This window comes from Shimia sp. (assembly GCF_039969785.1).
GTDB lineage: Bacteria > Pseudomonadota > Alphaproteobacteria > Rhodobacterales > Rhodobacteraceae > Shimia.
This window is the reverse complement of the sequence record NZ_JBDVNC010000004.1, coordinates 26,041-44,115: the sequence shown is the minus strand read 5'-3', so window position 1 is coordinate 44,115 and position 18,075 is coordinate 26,041. Positions and strand designations below refer to the sequence as shown.

General features: G+C 57.6%; 18 protein-coding genes. 13 read left to right on the top strand and 5 right to left on the bottom strand.

The features are described 5' to 3' along the window. Positions 1–26 precede the first annotated feature (26 nt). From ABJI08_RS00605 to uvrC, 5 genes are all read left to right on the top strand, one after another. Positions 27–824: a S49 family peptidase gene (locus ABJI08_RS00605; protein WP_348399884.1), complete on the top strand. Its 798-nt coding sequence runs from the start codon at positions 27–29 to the stop codon at positions 822–824. Between the two features lies 1 nt (position 825). Continuing rightward, the gene (locus ABJI08_RS00600; RefSeq protein WP_348399883.1) at positions 826–993 is read left to right on the top strand and encodes a hypothetical protein; all 168 of its coding nucleotides are present in this window, start codon (positions 826–828) and stop codon (positions 991–993) included. 2 nt (positions 994–995) lie between these two features. Continuing rightward, positions 996–1,949: a calcium/sodium antiporter gene (locus ABJI08_RS00595; RefSeq protein ID WP_348399882.1), complete on the top strand. Its 954-nt coding sequence runs from the start codon at positions 996–998 to the stop codon at positions 1,947–1,949. Positions 1,950–1,961: 12 nt separating this feature from the next. Beyond that, positions 1,962–2,741, top strand: coding sequence for an SDR family oxidoreductase (locus tag ABJI08_RS00590; protein ID WP_348399881.1), 780 nt, complete (start codon positions 1,962–1,964; stop codon positions 2,739–2,741). A gap of 357 nt (positions 2,742–3,098) precedes the next feature. After that, a complete protein-coding gene (gene uvrC, locus ABJI08_RS00585; protein ID WP_348399880.1) occupies positions 3,099–4,973 on the top strand; it encodes an excinuclease ABC subunit UvrC in 1,875 nt (624 codons plus the stop codon). Positions 4,974–5,003: 30 nt separating this feature from the next. On the opposite strand, the gene ABJI08_RS00580 is transcribed toward uvrC, so the two are convergent. Further along, positions 5,004–5,333, bottom strand: a complete 330-nt coding sequence (locus ABJI08_RS00580) for a hypothetical protein (protein WP_348399879.1) — start codon at positions 5,331–5,333, stop codon at positions 5,004–5,006. A gap of 122 nt (positions 5,334–5,455) precedes the next feature. Here ABJI08_RS00580 and pgsA point away from each other — a divergent pair, with 122 nt between their 5' ends. The 4 genes from pgsA (at position 5,456) to ABJI08_RS00560 (ending at position 8,144) form a co-directional block, all read left to right on the top strand. Continuing rightward, positions 5,456–6,115 (top strand): CDP-diacylglycerol--glycerol-3-phosphate 3-phosphatidyltransferase, encoded by a 660-nt coding sequence (pgsA, locus tag ABJI08_RS00575; protein ID WP_348399878.1) that lies wholly within the window; start codon positions 5,456–5,458, stop codon positions 6,113–6,115. 5 nt (positions 6,116–6,120) lie between these two features. Beyond that, the gene (gene moaD, locus ABJI08_RS00570) at positions 6,121–6,366 is read left to right on the top strand and encodes a molybdopterin converting factor subunit 1 (protein ID WP_348399877.1); all 246 of its coding nucleotides are present in this window, start codon (positions 6,121–6,123) and stop codon (positions 6,364–6,366) included. A 1-nt stretch (position 6,367) separates the two neighbouring features. Continuing rightward, positions 6,368–6,811, top strand: coding sequence for a molybdenum cofactor biosynthesis protein MoaE (locus tag ABJI08_RS00565; protein ID WP_348399876.1), 444 nt, complete (start codon positions 6,368–6,370; stop codon positions 6,809–6,811). Positions 6,812–7,109: 298 nt separating this feature from the next. Further along, complete coding sequence (locus ABJI08_RS00560) at positions 7,110–8,144, top strand: fatty acid desaturase (protein ID WP_348399875.1); 1,035 nt, start codon at positions 7,110–7,112, stop codon at positions 8,142–8,144. Positions 8,145–8,417: 273 nt separating this feature from the next. On the opposite strand, the gene ABJI08_RS00555 is transcribed toward ABJI08_RS00560, so the two are convergent. The 3 genes from ABJI08_RS00555 to ubiA form a co-directional block, all read right to left on the bottom strand. Beyond that, positions 8,418–8,744 carry a hypothetical protein gene (locus ABJI08_RS00555; RefSeq protein WP_348399874.1) on the bottom strand — a complete coding sequence of 109 codons (327 nt, stop codon included), beginning with the start codon at positions 8,742–8,744 and terminating at the stop codon, positions 8,418–8,420. After that, positions 8,731–10,818: an OmpA family protein gene (locus ABJI08_RS00550; protein ID WP_348399873.1), complete on the bottom strand. Its 2,088-nt coding sequence runs from the start codon at positions 10,816–10,818 to the stop codon at positions 8,731–8,733. The genes ABJI08_RS00555 and ABJI08_RS00550 overlap by 14 nt, the downstream gene beginning before the upstream one ends. 61 nt (positions 10,819–10,879) lie before the next feature. Continuing rightward, positions 10,880–11,857, bottom strand: coding sequence for a 4-hydroxybenzoate octaprenyltransferase (gene ubiA / locus ABJI08_RS00545; protein WP_348399872.1), 978 nt, complete (start codon positions 11,855–11,857; stop codon positions 10,880–10,882). 11 nt (positions 11,858–11,868) lie between these two features. On the opposite strand from ubiA, the gene ABJI08_RS00540 reads away from it, so the two are divergent. From ABJI08_RS00540 to ABJI08_RS00530, 3 genes are all read left to right on the top strand, one after another. Beyond that, positions 11,869–12,639, top strand: a complete 771-nt coding sequence (locus ABJI08_RS00540) for a 16S rRNA (uracil(1498)-N(3))-methyltransferase (protein ID WP_348399871.1) — start codon at positions 11,869–11,871, stop codon at positions 12,637–12,639. Continuing rightward, entirely contained in the window at positions 12,636–13,145 is a 510-nt protein-coding gene (locus ABJI08_RS00535; RefSeq protein WP_348399870.1) for a hypothetical protein, read from the top strand. Before ABJI08_RS00540 ends, ABJI08_RS00535 begins: the two co-directional genes overlap by 4 nt. 78 nt (positions 13,146–13,223) lie before the next feature. Next, positions 13,224–14,594 (top strand): glutamate--cysteine ligase, encoded by a 1,371-nt coding sequence (locus tag ABJI08_RS00530; protein ID WP_348399869.1) that lies wholly within the window; start codon positions 13,224–13,226, stop codon positions 14,592–14,594. 84 nt (positions 14,595–14,678) lie between these two features. Here ABJI08_RS00530 and ABJI08_RS00525 read toward each other — a convergent pair whose 3' ends face one another. Next, positions 14,679–16,217 carry an ankyrin repeat domain-containing protein gene (locus ABJI08_RS00525; RefSeq protein WP_348399868.1) on the bottom strand — a complete coding sequence of 513 codons (1,539 nt, stop codon included), beginning with the start codon at positions 16,215–16,217 and terminating at the stop codon, positions 14,679–14,681. Between the two features lie 176 nt (positions 16,218–16,393). Between ABJI08_RS00525 and ABJI08_RS00520 the strand changes: the two genes are divergently transcribed. Further along, positions 16,394–17,983 (top strand): PLP-dependent aminotransferase family protein, encoded by a 1,590-nt coding sequence (locus tag ABJI08_RS00520; RefSeq protein WP_348399867.1) that lies wholly within the window; start codon positions 16,394–16,396, stop codon positions 17,981–17,983. Positions 17,984–18,075 lie beyond the last annotated feature (92 nt).

Here is an 18,075-nt window from a genome sequence, read left to right as displayed (position 1 = left end):
GCAGGGGGCGCTCTACATGCGATAATATGAAGCGCTGGATACCATTTCTAAAAACGCATCCGACTGTGGCCGTCATCCGTCTTTCTGGCGTGATCGGTGCGGGATCGCGGGGCCAACTGAACGACCAGACTCTTGGTCCAATTCTGGAAAAAGCCTTTCGTCGGGGCAAGCCCAAAGCGGTGGCGTTGGAGATCAATTCGCCCGGTGGCAGCCCGGTGCAGAGTTCGCTGATCGGCAACCGTATCCAGCGGCTAGCAAAAGAGAAAAACATCCCGGTGATTGCCTTTGTCGAAGATGTCGCCGCGTCGGGTGGATATTGGCTGGCAGTGGCGGCAGATGAGATTTATGCGGACGACAATTCGATTGTCGGATCCATCGGTGTGATTTCGGCTGGATTTGGCGCGCATGTGTTCCTGTCCCGGCAAGGTCTGGAACGGCGGGTGCACACGGCAGGCAAGTCGAAATCCATGCTGGACCCGTTCAAACCCGAAAAGCCGGAAGATGTGAAACGTCTGACTGCGTTGTTAGAGCAAATCCACGCTAGTTTTATCCGGCATGTCAAAACACGCCGAGGCAGCAAGCTTGAGAATCTGCCGGACATTTTCACCGGTGAGGTCTGGATTGGTCGCGAGGCTGAAAAGCTGGGGCTGATCGACGGGCTGGGGCATCTGATGCCGGTTCTCAAAGAAAAGTTTGGCGACGACGTAAAGCTGCGCCGATATGGTATTCGCAGATCCGTCTGGCAGCGATTTGGCGCCAATCTGGCGCAGGATGCGCTGGCGGGCGTTGAGGAGCGGGCTGAATACGCCCGTTACGGACTCTGACGTGATCGTTAAGATCGTATCCCTGTTTCTTGTCGGCATGGCCGTGCTGGCAATGTTTGGAAAGCTGCGCTTTCCCGGACAGCAACGGCTGCAATCCGCTAAATGCGCGTCCTGCGGGCGCTATCGGATCGGCAAGGGCGCGTGCCCCTGCAAGAAAGGCAAGGGCTAGGGATGGAGTGGGCACTTGTCTCGTTGGGGTTGGTGATCCTGCTTCTGGCCGGGGATGCGCTGGTGCGCGGCGCGGTCAACATGTCTTTGCGGGTCGGGATTCCGGCGCTGATTGTTTCGCTGACGATTGTGGCCTTTGGCACATCTGCGCCCGAATTGCTGATTTCGTTGCAGGCGGCCCTAAAAGGTGCCCCGGGCATCGCGATGGGCAACGTGGTGGGGTCAAACACCGCCAATATTCTGTTGGTTCTTGGGGTTCCGGCCATTTTGGCGACGCTGCACACCAGCCATTGTAACACCCGGAAAACTTATCTTTATATGATCGCGGCATCGTTGCTGTTCATCGCACTGGCGTCTCGTGGTGTGTTTACGTTTGGCTCTGGGCTGATCCTTTTGGCGGCGCTGATATTTGTGTTGGGTGACGCCTTTCATCAGGCCCGTTGCCATCGTCGCGCCGCAAAAGCCAACGTTCAGGAAGATGAAGAAGACGTCGAAGGGGCCGACCCGGATATGCCTTGGTGGCGTATCATCGTATTTCTGGTGCTGGGCCTGATCGGACTGCCGCTGGGTGCTGATCTGATGGTGGACAATGCCGAGATCATCGCGCGGCGCTATGGTGTGTCGGATGTGGTGATTGGTTTGACGCTTGTTGCGCTGGGCACATCGCTGCCCGAGCTGGCAACCACGGTTATGGCGGCCCTGCGGCGGCAGGCGGATGTTGCGCTGGGCAATGTGATCGGGTCGAACATGTTCAACCTGTTGGCCATTGTCGGCATTACGTCGTTGGTGCGCCCCATCCCGGTTGATCCCAAATTCCTGCAGTTTGATCTGTGGGTGATGTTGGGCGCGTCGATCCTGATTGTGCCATTTGTGTTTCTTAAGCAGGACATTAACCGCGTTTGGGGCGTTGCTCTGACGTTGCTGTATCTGCTCTATATCCTCATCGTCCTGACATAGGAGACGGCCCCCATGAGCAGAGCGTTGGTAACAGGCGCAGGCAAACGGCTGGGCAGGGCAATGGCGCTGTATCTGGCGGGGCGTGGGTTTGATGTTGCTGTGCATTATGCGGGTTCGCAGGATGAGGCAGAGCAAACCGCATCTGACATACGGGCGATGGGTCGACGGGCAATTGTGCTGCAGGCTGATCTGTTGATCGAATCTGAAACCGACGTGTTGTTTGAGCAGGCCGTTGAGGGTTTGGGTGGGCCGGTCACTTGTCTGGTGAACAATGCGTCAGTGTTTGAGTATGACCGGATCGACACGGCGACACGCACAAGTTGGGATCGTCATATCGAGAGCAATCTGCGCGCGCCTTATGTTTTGACGCAAGCCATGGCCCGACAAGGTTTACAGGCTGTTCCGGATGCGGATGGTGAACCTGTGGCTTCTGGGGTGGTGGTCAATATGGTGGATCAGCGCGTTCTGAAACTGACGCCCGAGTTTTCGAGCTATACCATTGCCAAGATGGGGCTTTGGGCGCTGACCCAGACGGCGGCACAGGGGTTGGCGCCGCATATTCGGGTAAATGCGATTGGACCGGGGCCTACTCTGAAAGGGTCTCGCCAAAGCGATGCGCATTTTGCCGGCCAGCGTGCTAACACGATCCTTAAGCGCGGCGCAGATACGTCAGATGTTACCGCCGCGTTGGGTTTTCTGCTGGAGTCAAAAGCGGTAACGGGTCAGCTGATCTGTGTCGATGGGGGGCAGCATCTTGGGTGGCAAACCCCCGATATTCAGGGCGTTGAGTAACCAGAATCGGCAGTTTTTCGATTGCCCGCAAGCCTCTGAATTACTAAGCAAAAGACGCCGGAAGATGTTCTTCGGAGTCAAGTTTTGCACTTCTCGCTTTTGCGTTACAAAGCTGTTACTTTTTTATTAATGTTTTCAAACGGTTGCTCGATCTATATAAATTTATCGTTGTTTTTCAGTAACTTGACAAACTGCCTAATTTTTGGGCAGATCGGGGAAGCAAGTCGAAAACAACAGAAAATTCCATTTCCAACAAAGATATACTCAGACTTATCCACAGGTTCGGTGGATTTGTTTTCTCTTGCGAAATAACGCGGAAGATTGCAGCGCGGCCAAAAGAATCATATCCCGGTTGCTATGACATCTGATGAACAAGAAATGACAAATGCCGTGACGGGGTACGACTGTATCCAGGGCTATTTAAAGACGCTGGACGGATCGCCGGGTGTGTACCGCATGTTGGATGCGCAGGCGCGTGTTCTTTATGTGGGTAAGGCGCGCAATCTGCGGGCGCGGGTGTCGAATTATGCGCGCCCCACGGGCCATTCGGGCCGGATCGCACGTATGATCTCGGAAACTGCGTCGATGATGTTTCTGACGACCAAGACCGAGACCGAGGCGTTGTTGCTTGAGCAGAACCTGATCAAGCAGCTTAAGCCCAAATACAATGTGTTGCTGCGCGACGATAAGAGCTTTCCCAATATTCTGGTGAGCCGGGCGCATGCGTTTGCGCAGATCAAGAAGCATCGGGGCGCGAAAAAGGAAAAGGGCAATTACTACGGCCCGTTTGCCAGCGCCGGGGCAGTAAACCGGACGCTGAACCAATTGCAGCGGGTCTTTCTGTTGCGCAACTGTTCGGATTCCATGTTTGAGAGCCGGACACGCCCGTGTCTGCTGTATCAGATCAAGCGCTGTTCGGGTCCATGTGTCGGTAAGATTGCCGAGGCGGAGTATGCCGAGAGTGTGCGGGATGCTGAACGGTTTTTGAATGGGCGGTCTACGCAGATTCAGGAAACGCTGGCGCTTCAGATGCAGAAGGCATCCGACGCGATGGAGTTTGAACAGGCGGCGTCCTTGCGCGACCGGATCAAGGCGCTGACCAGCGTGCAGACGGCGCAGGGCATCAACCCGCGTGGGGTGGCCGAGGCGGACGTGATCGCGCTGCATCTGGACAAGGGGCAGGCCTGTGTACAGGTGTTCTTTATCCGGGCGCATCAGAACTGGGGCAACCGGGATTTCTATCCGCGTGTCGGGGCAGACATTGAGGCAGCCGAAGTGCTGGAGGCCTTTATTGGTCAGTTCTACGATACCAAGGAACCGGCGCGGCAACTGATCCTGAGCCACCCGATTGAAAATGCGGATCTGATGGCAGAGGCTTTGGGCGGCAAGCTGGGGCGGAAGGTCGAGATACTCGTGCCTCAGCGTGGCGAAAAGGCAGAGCTGGTGGCTGGCGCAGAGCGTAATGCGCGCGAAAGTCTGGCTCGCAAGATGAGCGAGACAGCGACGCAGGCCCGGTTGTTGAAGGGGATTGCCGAAGCGTTTGATCTGGACGCGGCGCCAAAGCGTATCGAAGTGTATGACAACAGTCATATTCAGGGCACCAACGCCGTTGGCGCGATGATTGTCGCGGGCCCCGAAGGGTTCATGAAAAACAGCTATCGCAAGTTCAACATCAAGGGCGATGATCTGACGCCTGGGGATGACTTTGGCATGATGAAAGAAGTGCTGCATCGTCGTTTCAAACGATTGCTAAAAGAAGACCCGGATCGCGAAAACGGGATGTGGCCTGACCTTTTGCTGATTGATGGTGGCGCGGGACAGGTGTCGGCGGTGGCCGAAATCATGCGCGAACACGGGGTTCAGGATGTGCCCATGGTTGGGGTCGCCAAGGGCGTCGACCGGGATCACGGCAAAGAGGAATTTCACCGGACCGGGCAGCGCCCTATGGCGTTGCGGCGCAATGATCCGGTGCTGTATTTTGTGCAGCGGCTGCGCGATGAGGCGCACAGGTTTGCGATTGGCACACACAGAGCCAAGCGTTCAAAGGCGATTGGCGCCACACCGCTGGATGATGTGCCTGGCGTCGGCGCGACCCGCAAACGCGCCTTGCTGGCGCATTTCGGGTCCGCCAAGGCCGTGTCACGCGCTAATCTGGCCGATCTTAAGGCGGTTGATGGCATATCAGGCGCATTGGCCGAGAGCATTTACGACTATTTCCACGAAGGCAGCTGATTGGGCTGCCACCATGGGATACTGCGCCCTTTAGGCTGGCAACTTGTGGTCGACATACTGCATTCGCACGATGTTTTCGACAAAGCCTGCCATCGCATCGGGGCCGGAGTCCCGGTCTTTGACGTGTATGCAAATGTCAGGCCGTCGTGTCGCGATCATCGCGACCAGGTCGCCGCGGATGTCATCGGGCAAAGAGCCACCGATGATGGCACAGTCGATATTGGGCTCGCGATTCAACTGATGCATGACCTCTGCATGGTCATGTGCGCCCAGCCAGTTCACCGGTAAATGATCGAGTTGTTGCGGTACTTTTTCAATGACCTGACGCAATTTGCCGATCAGGAGAACAACAGGTTTCATACTATCCCCTTTCGTCTTTGGATTTATGCGCGTGTCCCCATCATAGCACATTTGCGCCAAGGACCCGAATTCAGGGCCAAAACGGGGTTCCGATTGATGGCAAAAGCCCGTAGGAAGACATCATGACATGGAATATACCCAATTTCCTTTCCGTATTGCGGCTGGTCGCGGCACCAATGGTCGCCGTGATGTTCCTTTTCTTCACCCGCCCACACGCGGATTGGTTTGCGCTGTGTCTGTTTCTGGTGGCGTCAATCACAGACTGGTTTGACGGCTATCTGGCGCGCGCATGGGGTCAGGAAACCCGGATAGGGGCGATGATCGACCCGATCGCGGACAAGGCCATGGTGGTGGTCGCGCTGATGGTCATCGTAGGCTATTCGTCGATGTCGCCCTGGCTGGTGTTGCCCGCAACCGTTATCCTGTTTCGCGAAGTGTTTGTGTCTGGCTTGCGGGAATTCCTGGGCGATGTTGCCGGGACGTTGAAGGTCACAAAGCTGGCCAAATGGAAAACGGCCACACAAATGGTGGCCATTGCATTTCTGTTTGGGCAAGGCGTGTTTGAACACTATCTGGGCATGTCCGCATGGGGCATGGATCAGGCGCTTGTGGATCAGGTGATGGCAGGTGAGGTCGAAGATTTACAGGGGTTGCGCTGGAAATATGAGGGTATGGTCTGGGCCGGATGGCTTGGGATTGTGCTGTTGTGGGTTGCGGCGTTGTTGACCGGGGTGACGGGGCTTGACTATTTCCTCAAGGCACGCCCGCATTTGAAGGACTGATTGGCATGGATGTTCTGTATTTTGCGTGGGTCCGGGAACGCATTGGGTTGCCCAAGGAAGTCGTTGAAACAAACGCGGCGACCGTGGCAGAGCTGGTCGAAGAACTGAAAACCCGAGAAGCGCGGTATGAGGCGGCGTTTGCCGATCTGAGCGCGCTTCGGGTGGCGGTTGATCAGGAACTGACCGATTTTGATGCGCCCTTGAATGACGTGCGCGAAGTGGCGTTTTTCCCGCCCATGACGGGCGGATAAAATGCGCGTACTGGTTCAGGAAGCTCCGTTTGATTTTGGCGCTGAGGCCAACACATTTGCCACTGGTCACAAGGACATGGGTGCGATTGTCACCTTTACTGGGGTGGTGCGTGATCTGGCGCAGGGCGATCTGGATCGCATGGTGATTGAACATTACCCGGGCATGACGGAAAAGGCGCTGGAGAATATTGCCAATGACGCGCAGGAGCGCTGGTCTTTGGGCGATGTGCTGGTCATTCACCGGTATGGAGACATGGTGCCGGGTGACATGATCATGATGGTTGCCACGGCGTCGACACATCGCAAGGATGCGTTTGAAGCGGCCGAGTTTCTGATGGATTATCTCAAGTCGCGCGCGCCATTCTGGAAGCAGGAATTCACCCGGGACGGGGTGGATTGGGTGGCGGCCAAGGATGCCGATGAAGCGGCGTTGAAACGGTGGTAGCCATTCGGCAACGAATCGGGGTTAACGCCCCAATTTCTATCGACAATTGTGATCGGCAGCGCGTCGGTATCCCGTCGGTATTGCGTCGGAGCGGATTTTGGGACCCGCCGGGGTTAAGACAGCGCCCTTTGATTGAAGCAGATTGCATGAATTCCCCGTTCTCCAGGCTGCCGAATGCCGATTCACGCAAATTTGCGGATAAAAAGTGGCCTCAATTGACGCAATTGAAACATTTAACTTTGCATATATGGCCGGGTCGTTTACCCGGTCTGGTGACAACTAAAATGAGTGCAGGCGTATGAATCCGACCTCTGAGCCGATCCAGTCCAATACACAAAACATGGCCGCCCGTGATTGGGTAACGGTTCTGTCGCGATACCGAGAGCCCAACGAATGGCGCAGCGCCTTTGAACTGGCGGTCAGTGGCATACCGTTTCTGGCGTTTTGGGCGCTGGCGTGGTGGTCCTTGTCGATCAGTGGCTGGCTGGCGCTGGGTCTGTCGATCCTGAACGCGGCATTTCTGTTGCGCTTGTTTGTCATTCAGCATGATTGCGGACACGGTGCATTTTTCCGGAGCCGCGCGCTGAGCGATTGGGTCGGCCGTGTTCTGGGTGTTCTGACGCTGACGCCGTATGACGTTTGGCGGCGCACCCATTCAATCCATCACAGCGGTGCGGGCAACCTGAGCCGCCGTGGCATGGGTGATATTCACACCATGACCGTTGCCGAATACGAGGCGGAGACGCCCTTTAACCGGTTTATGTATCGGATGTATCGCCATCCGGTCACGCTTTTCGGTCTGGCCCCCAGCTATTTGTTCTTTTTGCAGAACCGGTTTCCTCTGGGACTGGCGTCGCAGGCGAAATACTGGGTCAGCGCGATGAGCACTAATATTGCGATTTTCGCAGCGCTGGGCGTGATCTGGTACTTTGGCGGTCTGATGCCTGTGCTGCTGATCTTTTTGCCCTCAACACTGATTGCGGCGACGATTGGTCTGTGGTTGTTCTATGTGCAGCACCAGTTTGAGAATGCGCACTGGGATCAGGACGAAGAATGGCAGTTGCACGACGCGGCGCTGCATGGCAGCTCGCATTATGTGCTGCCCAAAGTGTTGCAGTGGTTCAGCGGCAATATCGGCATTCACCACGTGCATCACCTTTACAGCCGTATCCCGTTTTACCGTCTGACCGAAGTGCTGAAAGACCATAAGGAACTGGCAGAGAGCAACCGGATGACGATCCGCGAGAGTTTTGCATATGCCAAGCTGCATGTTTGGGACGAAAAAAGTCGCAAGTTGCTGTCGTTTGCACAGGTCAAAGCCCTGCGGAACTGATGCTGCGTCAGGTTTCAACCGCAAGGTTGAAACCAACCGGTCACCCCTAAGTCATACGTTCGAAATGGGTGCGCCGCGCTTTTGCGTCGTGGCGCGCGTTGCGTTGACAGTCGATCGCCGCTGGCAATTCAGCCTTTGTTGGCGTGAGTTTTTTGGTCAACCCGGATGCACAGGTTCCGCGCAGGGGCGCGGCGTCGCTGCTTTGGGGCGCGCATCGCGCAGGCCATCCATCGCCGCTGACAATTCTGCTTTGGTTTGAGCAAGCTGGTCAGGTCAGCCCTGATTCACACGTTCAACATATGTGCGCAGCTCTTCGGCTTCGTGGCGCGCATCGCGCAGACCGTCCATCGCCGCTGACAATTCCGCATCGGTTTGAGTGAGCTGGTTGGTCAGCTCTGCTTCGCGCTGTTGCAGGTAGGTGATTGCCTGATCGCGGGTTTCTTCGGCTTCGTGCAGTTCCTGGCTCATACGCTCCAGCTGATCGACATCCGCCTGTGCCACACGGGTAAAGCGGTGCACCAGCCAATTGGCGAACCAGCCCATACAAAACGCAACGAACAGGATGACGGCGGTGGCCAGGATGAACTCAGTTCGTGTCATTGGTCGTCGTCTCCTCGCCGGATGTGTCTGCATCGGCGTTATCGTTGGTCTCTGTGGCGTCTGTTTCGGCCGGGTTGGTCTCTTCTTCTGAGTCCGTTTCAGCGGGTGTTGACCCGTCTTCTTCTTCGTTTACAGGCGTGTCGGCGTCCACGTCTTCGCCGCCGCCAGTTTCGGTGTCTGCGGCGTCTTCTGTGTTGCCATCTGTAGCGTCTTCTGCCGTGTCTGAACGCTCTGTCTCAGCCTCTGCCGTCTCGTCGGCTTCTGGTGTGATCAGAACAAATTCGATGCGGCGGTTTGCTTCGCGCCCGTCCTCGGTGTCATTGTCCGCAATCGGCTGGCTCTCGCCATAGCCATTGGCGACAATGCCAGTGGTCAGAATGCGGCGATCCTGAAGCGCGGTCAGAACCGCCTGGGCGCGGGTTTGGCTGAGCGCCTGATTCATTGATTCCCGGCCCTGACTGTCAGTGTGGCCCTGAATCTCAAGGTTCATTTCCGGGCATTCCGAAATTCTGAGGGCGATGGCGTCCAGAATTTTTGTTGCGCTTTGGTCAAGCTCACCCGATCCGGGCTGGAATGCGATTTTCTGTTCTTTCTGAATATCGCTCAACTGGGCCACGCATTCTTCGGGCGTGGGCAATGCTGCCAGCGGGTCGAGCTCTTCTACATAGCGCACGTCGATGGCGTAGGAGTCCGATTGTGAGAGCTTTTCGGCCAGCAATCGGGCGATTTCAGCATTGGCGTTCAGGTTGCCGGTGCGACCCGCAACATTCAGGGCGTCTGGTGAGACGCTGAGCACGCCATTGTTCAGCAAGGACAGCGCGTCCAGACCGGCCATAACCCGGATCGGCCATGACATAGGCAGATCCTGATCCAGCCGGGCGGCCATGTGCACATTGTTGCCGCCAAAGCGCGCGCGGGCATAGCTGGCGGCGGTGTCGCGTGTGATCTCGTTCGGCAGGCGCCCGCGCAGTTGCACAAGGCCTTCGGGGCTGAGTGTGGCGGTGAATTCGGGAATGACGTCTTCGCCGCCGTCTTCTTCGACCGGTTTGGGCAGGGTGGAGTGCAGGGCAAACACATCCGGCAGGCCGGTTTCCAGTTCACCAACAACTTTGTCGAACAGGCTTTGTTCGGTACCGACAAGCGCAACAAGTGTGACATCGGCATCAGAGAACGTGACCGATCCGCCGCCCAGTTCCGCAAGACCCGCGATGGCGGTTTCGGCGGCGACGGTCCAGCTGGGGGTTGGGACGCCCAGACCGATTGTGCAGTTGGCACCGCTCGTCAGACCGGCGCTGCGCGCGGCGGTCAGGATACGCACACGGGACTTTTCGGTATCTGCCGAACAGGCGTCAAAGCGGGCGCCGTTTTCGTCGATCAGGAACCGCAGCGTAAAGGGGGTGATCACCGGGCGCGGGGCCGAGATGTTGAGATTAAGGCGCAGATCCTTGGGCACGCTGCGCAGCAAGTCAGCCTCAAGCTCGCGGCGGGCTTCTGGGCTGTCGCTCATGGCGGTAATGCTGACCGATCCTGCATGCACCGACACTTTGGCGCGGGGCAACAGGTCGAGCGCGTTCATCGCGAATTTCAAAGAGGTGTTCCAGCCTGCGGGCGGGGCATAGACAGCGGTTTCCAGAAGGTCGGTCACATTTGGACGTCCGGCAAGGTCGATCATCTGGTCGACGATGTCTTCGCGGTCCGAGGTTTCCGGAATCAGACCGATCAGCGAGATACCCGCGTCATTGCGTAGTATTTCGATAGAGAATCGCGGCGGGGCAATGTCGGCGGTGGCTTCGACCTGCATATTGTCGATCACGCGGGCCGCATCGACGACGCCGCCAGCAGAAGAAATGGCTTTGAACCGGTCGGCCTCGGACGGAGCGACACCGGCCAGAAACACCTGCAACCCTTCGGCGTGCACTTCGGCCCAGTCCATGCCTTTGGCTTTCAGGTCACGCTGGACGCTGCGTTGTGAGCTGTCCTCGATCAGATCGGCCGAAAAGCTGGCGGCGATCAGGCTAAGCAGAGCGGCGGTTGCGAAGGTCGCAAACACGATAAGCAGTGAAGAAAGGCGCATTCAGTCCGTCGGCTTTTTCAAGTGGTGCGGGGTTGATACGACGCTGAGGCGCAGCTTGCAATCAAAGGAACCATGCAACGGCGAAAAACAGCAAGGGGATCAGCCCGGTGTCGCGATTGGCGCGGAACAGCATCATGCAGATTGTCGGATTGTCGGTGTTCAGGCGCCGCATTTGCCATTGCAGGTGCCATCCCATCGCCATCGGGCCCATCAGTGCCATCGCCAGCGAGGCCGGGCTGCGCGGCAGGGCGGACATGATCACAGCGATTCCCATCAGGAACACGGTCAGGATCAGGAACAGTTGCAGCCATTGCGGGGTCTTGTCGGCAAAAAGCCGTGCGGTGGATTTCACCCCGATCAGCGCGTCGTCTTCGGTGTCCTGATGTGCATAAATCGTGTCATAAAACAGCGTCCAGGCTATGCCCGCGAGATAGAGCGCAACCGCCGGGGCGCTGAGTGTGCCGGTATGTGCGGTCCATGCCAGCAGCGCGCCCCAGTTAAAGGCAATGCCCAGAAAGACCTGCGGCCACCAGGTGAAGCGTTTGGCAAACGGGTAAATCGCCACCGGTGCCAGAGAGATGAAACCAAGCAGGATGGCGTTGAGGTTAAAGGTCAGCAAGATGGCAAAGGCGATAAGCGTCTGGGCGATCAACCAGCCAGCCGCCTGTTTGGTGCTGACCTGCCCGGACGGGATCGGGCGCGAGCGGGTCCTTTCGACCTGTGCGTCATAATCGCGGTCGGTGATGTCATTCCACGTGCACCCTGCACCGCGCATCAGAAAGGCCCCAAGGGCGCAGCCGACAAAAATCCACAGGTCATGCAGGCTGGCGCGTCCGTCAGACAGCATCGCCAGCGCAAGCCCCATCCAGCAGGGCAGCAACAACAACCAGGTGCCAATCGGCCGGTCGGCGCGGCTGAGGCGCAGATAGGGGCGTGTGGCGGGCGGAGCGAGGTGATCAACCCAGTTGCCCTTTACGGCATCGGAGACCTGGCCATTTTGGTTGGGCGTTGGCTCTGGCGTTGTGGGTGTACCGGTCATATGTAGGTCTCATGAAAGAAGCAAAAGTCAGACTTTATGTAGAGCACAGCCTGGGGGAAGGGCAAACCATTCCTCTGGCGCGGGATCAGGCGCATTACCTTTTTGGGGTGATGCGGATGGGGGTGGGCGACGTTGTCGAGCTGTTCAACGGGCAGGATGGTGCGTGGCGTTGCAACGTGGTTCAGGCGGGAAAGCGGGCTGGAATCCTGACCTGTGACGCGCAGACCAAGCCGTTGCGGATGCCCCCGGACCTGTGGCTTTTGTTTGCGCCGATCAAAAAGGCGCGTACTGATTTTATTGTGGAGAAAGCGGCCGAAATGGGCGCAGCGCGGATTGTGCCGGTGCAGACCGATTTCACCAATTCCGAGCGTATCCGGCAGGACCGGCTGCAGGCACATGCGGTTGAGGCCGCAGAGCAATGCGGCGGCACCTATGTGCCCGAAGTGGCGGCCATGCAGCGGCTGGATCGGGTTCTGGCGGACTGGCCAGAGGGGCGGCAGTTGATGTTTTGCGACGAGGCCGAAGTCGGACAACCGTCGGTGTTTGACACTGTGGAAGCGGTCGGGCGTTGTCCGACCTACCAGCCGGGAAAAGGCGCACAGGATGGCGCGTGGGCGATATTGATCGGGCCGGAGGGTGGGTTTTCCCCTGAGGAACGCGCACGTCTGAAGGCTTTGCCATATGCGCATGTGGTGTCGCTGGGACCACGGATTTTGCGGGCTGACACGGCAGCAGTGGCGGCAATGACGATCTGGCAACAGGTTTTGGGGGACTGGGTATGAGTTTCATTCGACCGGAGGCACGGGCGGCGTTGTATCGTTGGCGCGAGGTGTTGGTTGGCGGGATGATCGTTTTGCTGGGGCTTTGGTGGGCCAGCGGCTTTGGATTGTTGCAATGGCTGGGGTTCGGATTGTTGATTTTGGGCGGTGCTTTGACTGTGGCGGGCGTTCAGCGGGCACGGTTTCGTGCCGGGCAGGGTGGTCCGGGCGTGGTGCAGGTTGACGAGGGTGAGGTGATGTATCTTGGCCCGCTGAATGGCGGCACCGTGGCGATGCGCGATCTTGAACGGCTGGAGCTGGACGGCGGGTCGCGCCCTGCGGTGTGGGTGTTGACGCAAACCGGGCAACTGGGCGTGCAGATCCCGGTAAATGCCGAGGGTGCAGAGGCGTTGTTTGACGCGTTTTCCACACTGCCGGGGTTAAAGACCGAGGCCATGCTGACCCAGTTACAGGCGCGTCCGGATCACCCTGTTGTGATCTGGCAAAAGAGCGGTATCTGGCTGCATTAGGGCGCGGTTGGATTGACACTCGCGCCAAATCACCTCACCACTTTCTGACACAGAGTTTCAGGGACCGGAGTTCTCCCCATGTCCATTCCACAGTCCGGCGGCGGACCCATCGAACATCATGATCAGCTGGCAGAGTATCTGTCGTCGGGGTGCAAGCCCCGCGAAGAATGGCGGATCGGCACCGAGCACGAAAAGTTTGGGTATTGCAAAGACACGCTGAAACCGCTGCCCTATGAGGGCGAGCGGTCCATTCTGGCGGTTTTGCAGGGGCTTCGGGATGGTCATGGCTGGTCGCCGGTTGAAGAGGGCGGCAAGCTGATCGGGCTGGAAAAGGACGGCGCAAACGTGTCGCTGGAGCCGGGCGGGCAGCTGGAATTGTCGGGTGCGCCCTTGGAAAATATCCACCAGACCTGTGACGAGGTGAATGTGCATCTGTCGGATGTCAAAGACATTGCTGACAAGATTGGTGTGGGGTTCATCGGGCTGGGCGCGGCGCCAACGTGGTCCCATGACGACATGCCGCTGATGCCCAAGGGGCGTTACAAGCTGATGGACAGCTATATGCAGAAGGTCGGCACTATGGGGCGCGTCATGATGCGACGCACCTGCACCGTGCAGGTCAATCTGGATTTCGCCTCCGAGGCGGACATGGTGCAGAAGTTACGTGTCGCGCTGGCGTTGCAGCCCGTAGCCAACGCACTGTTTGCCAATTCGCCGTTTCTGGACGGTAAGCCCAATGGTGTGAAATCCACGCGCGGGCTGGTTTGGCGCAATCTGGATGCGGATCGCACCGGTATGTTACCCTTTGTTTTCGAAGAGGGCTTTGGGTTTGAACGCTGGGTGCAATACGCGTTGGATGTGCCTATGTATTTTGTCTATCGCGACGGAAAATACATTGACGCACTGGGCATGTCGTTTCGGGATTTCCTCAAAGGCGCGCTGCCTGCGCTGCCGGGGGAAACTCCGACGTTGAGCGATTGGGCGGATCATCTGACCACGGCGTTCCCGGAAGCGCGGATCAAGAAATACATGGAAATGCGCGGCGCTGACGGCGGGCCGTGGCGGCGGCTTTGTGCGTTGCCGGCGTTCTGGGTTGGGCTGATGTATGATCAGGGCGCATTGGATGCGGCGTGGGATCTGGTCAAAGGCTGGGACGCGGAAACCCGCGAGGCATTGCGGGTGGCGGCGTCAGAAGACGGGTTGCAGGCCAAAGTTGGCAACATAAACATGCACGATCTGGCGCGCGAAGTGGTTGCGTTGTCCGAGGCGGGACTAAAGGCGCGTGCGCAGCCCGGTGCCGGTGGATTGGTACCAGACGAGACCCATTTCCTGAACGCGTTGAAGGAAAGCGTGGATAGCGGCAAGGTGCCCGCAGATGAGTTGCTGGACCGCTATCATGGCGATTGGAACGGTGATCTGAACCGGGTGTTTGGCGAGTTCAGCTACTGAGTTTCGGGCAGTCGGACTGCCCGAAATACTACGCTTTGGGATTTCGTTTTTAAAGAAATCAGGCGGGTTTGCCTGACTTCTTTTTCATGCAATGCCACCTTCGGTCACTTGCCGGGGATGTTGTTCAGCCCAATCGATCAGGAATTCCGACAGATCGACGGGGCCAGCCAGTTCAATCGCGCGACGCGGTAGCGTCACGCCTTGGTTCAGTGCCAACCGCAGGCAGCTGACATAGTCCCGTTCGTTGCGCTGAGGACAGTTTTCCGCGCCGTGCAGAATGGTGGACAGCAGCGTGCCGCCATAGCCATTCACATGTGTCAGGTCCGGTTTCAGGCCAAGCAGATATTCCAACACGTCTGGCAAGCCTTCCCATCCGGCGACCTGAACGGGCGTGAGGCCTTCGGCGTCGGGGCGGTCATAATCGACGCCCAGTTCCACCAGCCGCCGGACATGGGGCAGTTTGCCCGGGATATGCAGGATCATGCGGATGATATTGCGATAGGCATCGGGGAGGGTGTCGGGATCAATGCGCGCACCCGCCGCGCCATCGGCCGCCGCTATCAGGTGTTTCTCGGCATTCGTGAGGTCGGTATTGGCGCCGCGGTCTTTTAGCAGATTGGCGAGCGTTGCGTTCCCGAAGACACGCGCATAGGCATAAGGTGTTGTGCCCTCAAAACGGCGGTTCGGATCAGCCCCGTTGTTCAGCAACAGAGAGATCATGTCCGGGCCACACATCCGGCGCGCGGCCTGATGCAGGGCCGGGACAACCCACGGTGCCTCTCCGCCGACATGAGTGCCGTCAAACTCATCAATCTGCGCGCCGTGATCCAGCAACAGTTGCACCGCTGCCGTGTCGTGGAAATCCATGGCCCGCAGCAACGCGTTGGTGCCTTTTGGGTCGGCGCCGTGGTCCAGCAGCATCCGCAACCCGTCGTGATGGCCCAGTTCGGTTGCGTGATACAGGCTTTCGCCGTCATTTGGATTGGCACCGTGGTCCAGCAGCCATTCGCCAAGCGCCATGTTGTTGGCATGACCCGTCGCGAAATAGAGTGGAGATAGTTTGTGATCATCACCGTCATAGATTGGCGCGCCCAGATCGAGGTCTGCGCCGCAAGTGTGCAAAGCGTCTGCGATGGCCAGCATATCCTTGTGTCGTTCGGGCGTGTGATGTATCCATTTCGAACGGGCCAGAACAGTCAGCGGAGGCGCCAGCCCGCCAATAGGTTTGGTTGCCAGGTGTGGGTTGGTTTTCAGCGCGCTCAGGACCTCTGATTTGAGATAAAGCGCAAGGCACAGGCCAAAATCACCTTGTGCAATATCCGGCGTGTCGCTGAGCAGTTGGTCCGCGACGTGGAACTGGCCATGATACAGCGCGAGTTTCAGGCGTTGCATTTTGGCGGCCTTGTCCATGCCATGCAGATCGGCGGCCAGTTTAAGCGCGGGCCAGGACAGAAAGCTGTTTTCGCGGGCAATCACATGCAGATAGTCGGCGTGTTTCAGCGCTGTACCATCCGGTCTTGGGGGATTGGCCGCAATCCGTTGGCGGGCGTGAAGAGCGCCTGCCTGATGAGCTTTGCGCAGGGTCTTGGCGTCGCGACGCAGTTGATCCAGAGGTTTTGTCATCGGTGTCCTCATAATGGGCTCGATGGTCCGCTGGGGCCGAGCACGAGACATACCGAAGAAAGGTCGGCGTTCAGATGTGGGGTGCCGATGACGGCTTTCCGCGGACCTGGAAGCTTACCCGAAAGCACTATTATGATACGAACTTGAAGCATCGTCCGCAATACTGTTGCGGATATATGGCCGACCGTCGCGCGCCAGATTTGGAACGATTGGCAATTGAAGTTGCCGCGCGCAAGGCGCAGACTTTGGTCAGGATATCGCAACCGTTCAGTTTACGGGATCACGCCGTGCACAACGCCCAGTTTTTACGCCTGCCTGAAACGTCGCAAGGAAATTTGCGCAACCAGATTTGCGAATTGATCAGCTCGGCCATTGCGCGCGATCTGTTTCCGGTGTCAGAGCCTTTGCCGTCTTGTCGCGCGTTGGCAGTGCATTTGGGGGTGTCTCGCAACACGGTTTATGACGCCTATTGCCGTTTGATTGACATTGGTCTGGTCACGGCGCGTGATCGCAGCGGTTATTTTGTGAATGAAGCATTTGCCAAAACGGCAACCGCGATACAGTCACATTCGGAAAGCGAACATCCCTACCAATCCCCGCTGGACCGGATGATGGGTGACGCAAAACGTCCGTCGCGCATGGCAAGAGTTGACCACCCTGATGATTGGGACAGTTACGACTATCCGTTTGTCTACAATCAAATCGAACCTGCGCAATTTCCAATTCAAGCCTGGCGCGAGAGCATGCGGGTGGCCATGGCGACGTCTAACCTTGAGGTCTGGAGCCGCGACGCTGCGGGTACGGGGAGTGCGAAGCTCGTTAAACAATTGCAGCAAAGGCTGCTTGGCTACCGGGGTATCAGCGCCAGCTATGATCAAATATTAATCACTTCGGGCGCGCAGAACGCAATTTTTTTGCTGGGTTGTCTGACAGCGTATTTGGGGCGCGGCGTGGCCGTCGAAGACCCGTGTTACCCGGAGGCGCGCAATGCGTTTGAAGTTGCCGGGAACACGGTTCACAATGTCCGGGTTGATGCGGAAGGTTTGGTCGTTTCGGAAATTCCGCAAGAGGTTGGGCTGGTCTATACAACGCCCAGTCACCAGTTCCCAACATCCGTCACCATGCCGCATGAGCGCAGGTTGGAATTGTGCGACCGCGCGGTGCAGGACGACTTTCTGATATGCGAAGATGACTACGAAGCAGAGATGAATTTCGTACAGGCGCGGGGGCGTCCGATCCGGTCGATTGATACCAACGGTCGCGCGATTTATGTGGGTAGCCTTTCCAAGAGCGTGGCGCCGGGTTTGCGTATTGGGTATATGGTGGCGCATGCTGATATTATTAAAGAAATCAAAGCGATAAGACGGTATATGATGCGCCATCCGCCGATCCTGATGCAGGAGGCCATGGCCCATTTCATCGCCAGCGGGGCGTTGGATGCACATCTGAGAAAGATGGAGAGGCGGTATCGGGCCCGGTGGGAAATTACGCAAAGCGCCCTGTCTGAATATCTGCCTGATTTTGTAATTCAGGCGTCGCTGGGGGGTACGTGTTTCTGGCTGACCGGACCTCCGGATTTCGACAGTACAACTCTTGCCAGAAATCTAACGGCTCGCAGTGTGCTGATTGATGAAGGGTCGGTGTTTTTTAAGGACCCGCGCCAGGGGCGGCGCAATTTGCGCATCGGGTTTGCGGCTTTGCCCAAGTCGGAAATTCGCGATGGAATCAAGATCATTGCAGAAGAAGTCGGAAAGCTGCGCACCTAGCTGGCAAATTCATCTGTCCTGAAAATTGTGACGAACTGTCCATTTTCAGAACGCGATTCCTTTGGCAGGCTTTGGTAACTGGCAGGCTAACA

What these genes read in the sequence shown, in the direction of transcription:
- ABJI08_RS00605 (WP_348399884.1), top strand. Translation starts at nt 27, where the DNA reads ATGAAGCGCTGGATACCATTTCTAAAAACGCATCCGACTGTGGCCGTC.
- ABJI08_RS00595 (WP_348399882.1), top strand. Translation starts at nt 996, where the DNA reads ATGGAGTGGGCACTTGTCTCGTTGGGGTTGGTGATCCTGCTTCTGGCC.
- ABJI08_RS00590 (WP_348399881.1), top strand. Translation starts at nt 1,962, where the DNA reads ATGAGCAGAGCGTTGGTAACAGGCGCAGGCAAACGGCTGGGCAGGGCA.
- uvrC (WP_348399880.1), top strand. Translation starts at nt 3,099, where the DNA reads ATGACATCTGATGAACAAGAAATGACAAATGCCGTGACGGGGTACGAC.
- ABJI08_RS00580 (WP_348399879.1), bottom strand. Translation starts at nt 5,333, where the DNA reads ATGAAACCTGTTGTTCTCCTGATCGGCAAATTGCGTCAGGTCATTGAA.
- pgsA (WP_348399878.1), top strand. Translation starts at nt 5,456, where the DNA reads ATGACATGGAATATACCCAATTTCCTTTCCGTATTGCGGCTGGTCGCG.
- moaD (WP_348399877.1), top strand. Translation starts at nt 6,121, where the DNA reads ATGGATGTTCTGTATTTTGCGTGGGTCCGGGAACGCATTGGGTTGCCC.
- ABJI08_RS00565 (WP_348399876.1), top strand. Translation starts at nt 6,368, where the DNA reads ATGCGCGTACTGGTTCAGGAAGCTCCGTTTGATTTTGGCGCTGAGGCC.
- ABJI08_RS00560 (WP_348399875.1), top strand. Translation starts at nt 7,110, where the DNA reads ATGAATCCGACCTCTGAGCCGATCCAGTCCAATACACAAAACATGGCC.
- ABJI08_RS00555 (WP_348399874.1), bottom strand. Translation starts at nt 8,744, where the DNA reads ATGACACGAACTGAGTTCATCCTGGCCACCGCCGTCATCCTGTTCGTT.
- ABJI08_RS00550 (WP_348399873.1), bottom strand. Translation starts at nt 10,818, where the DNA reads ATGCGCCTTTCTTCACTGCTTATCGTGTTTGCGACCTTCGCAACCGCC.
- ubiA (WP_348399872.1), bottom strand. Translation starts at nt 11,857, where the DNA reads ATGACCGGTACACCCACAACGCCAGAGCCAACGCCCAACCAAAATGGC.
- ABJI08_RS00540 (WP_348399871.1), top strand. Translation starts at nt 11,869, where the DNA reads ATGAAAGAAGCAAAAGTCAGACTTTATGTAGAGCACAGCCTGGGGGAA.
- ABJI08_RS00535 (WP_348399870.1), top strand. Translation starts at nt 12,636, where the DNA reads ATGAGTTTCATTCGACCGGAGGCACGGGCGGCGTTGTATCGTTGGCGC.
- ABJI08_RS00530 (WP_348399869.1), top strand. Translation starts at nt 13,224, where the DNA reads ATGTCCATTCCACAGTCCGGCGGCGGACCCATCGAACATCATGATCAG.
- ABJI08_RS00525 (WP_348399868.1), bottom strand. Translation starts at nt 16,217, where the DNA reads ATGACAAAACCTCTGGATCAACTGCGTCGCGACGCCAAGACCCTGCGC.
- ABJI08_RS00520 (WP_348399867.1), top strand. Translation starts at nt 16,394, where the DNA reads ATGGCCGACCGTCGCGCGCCAGATTTGGAACGATTGGCAATTGAAGTT.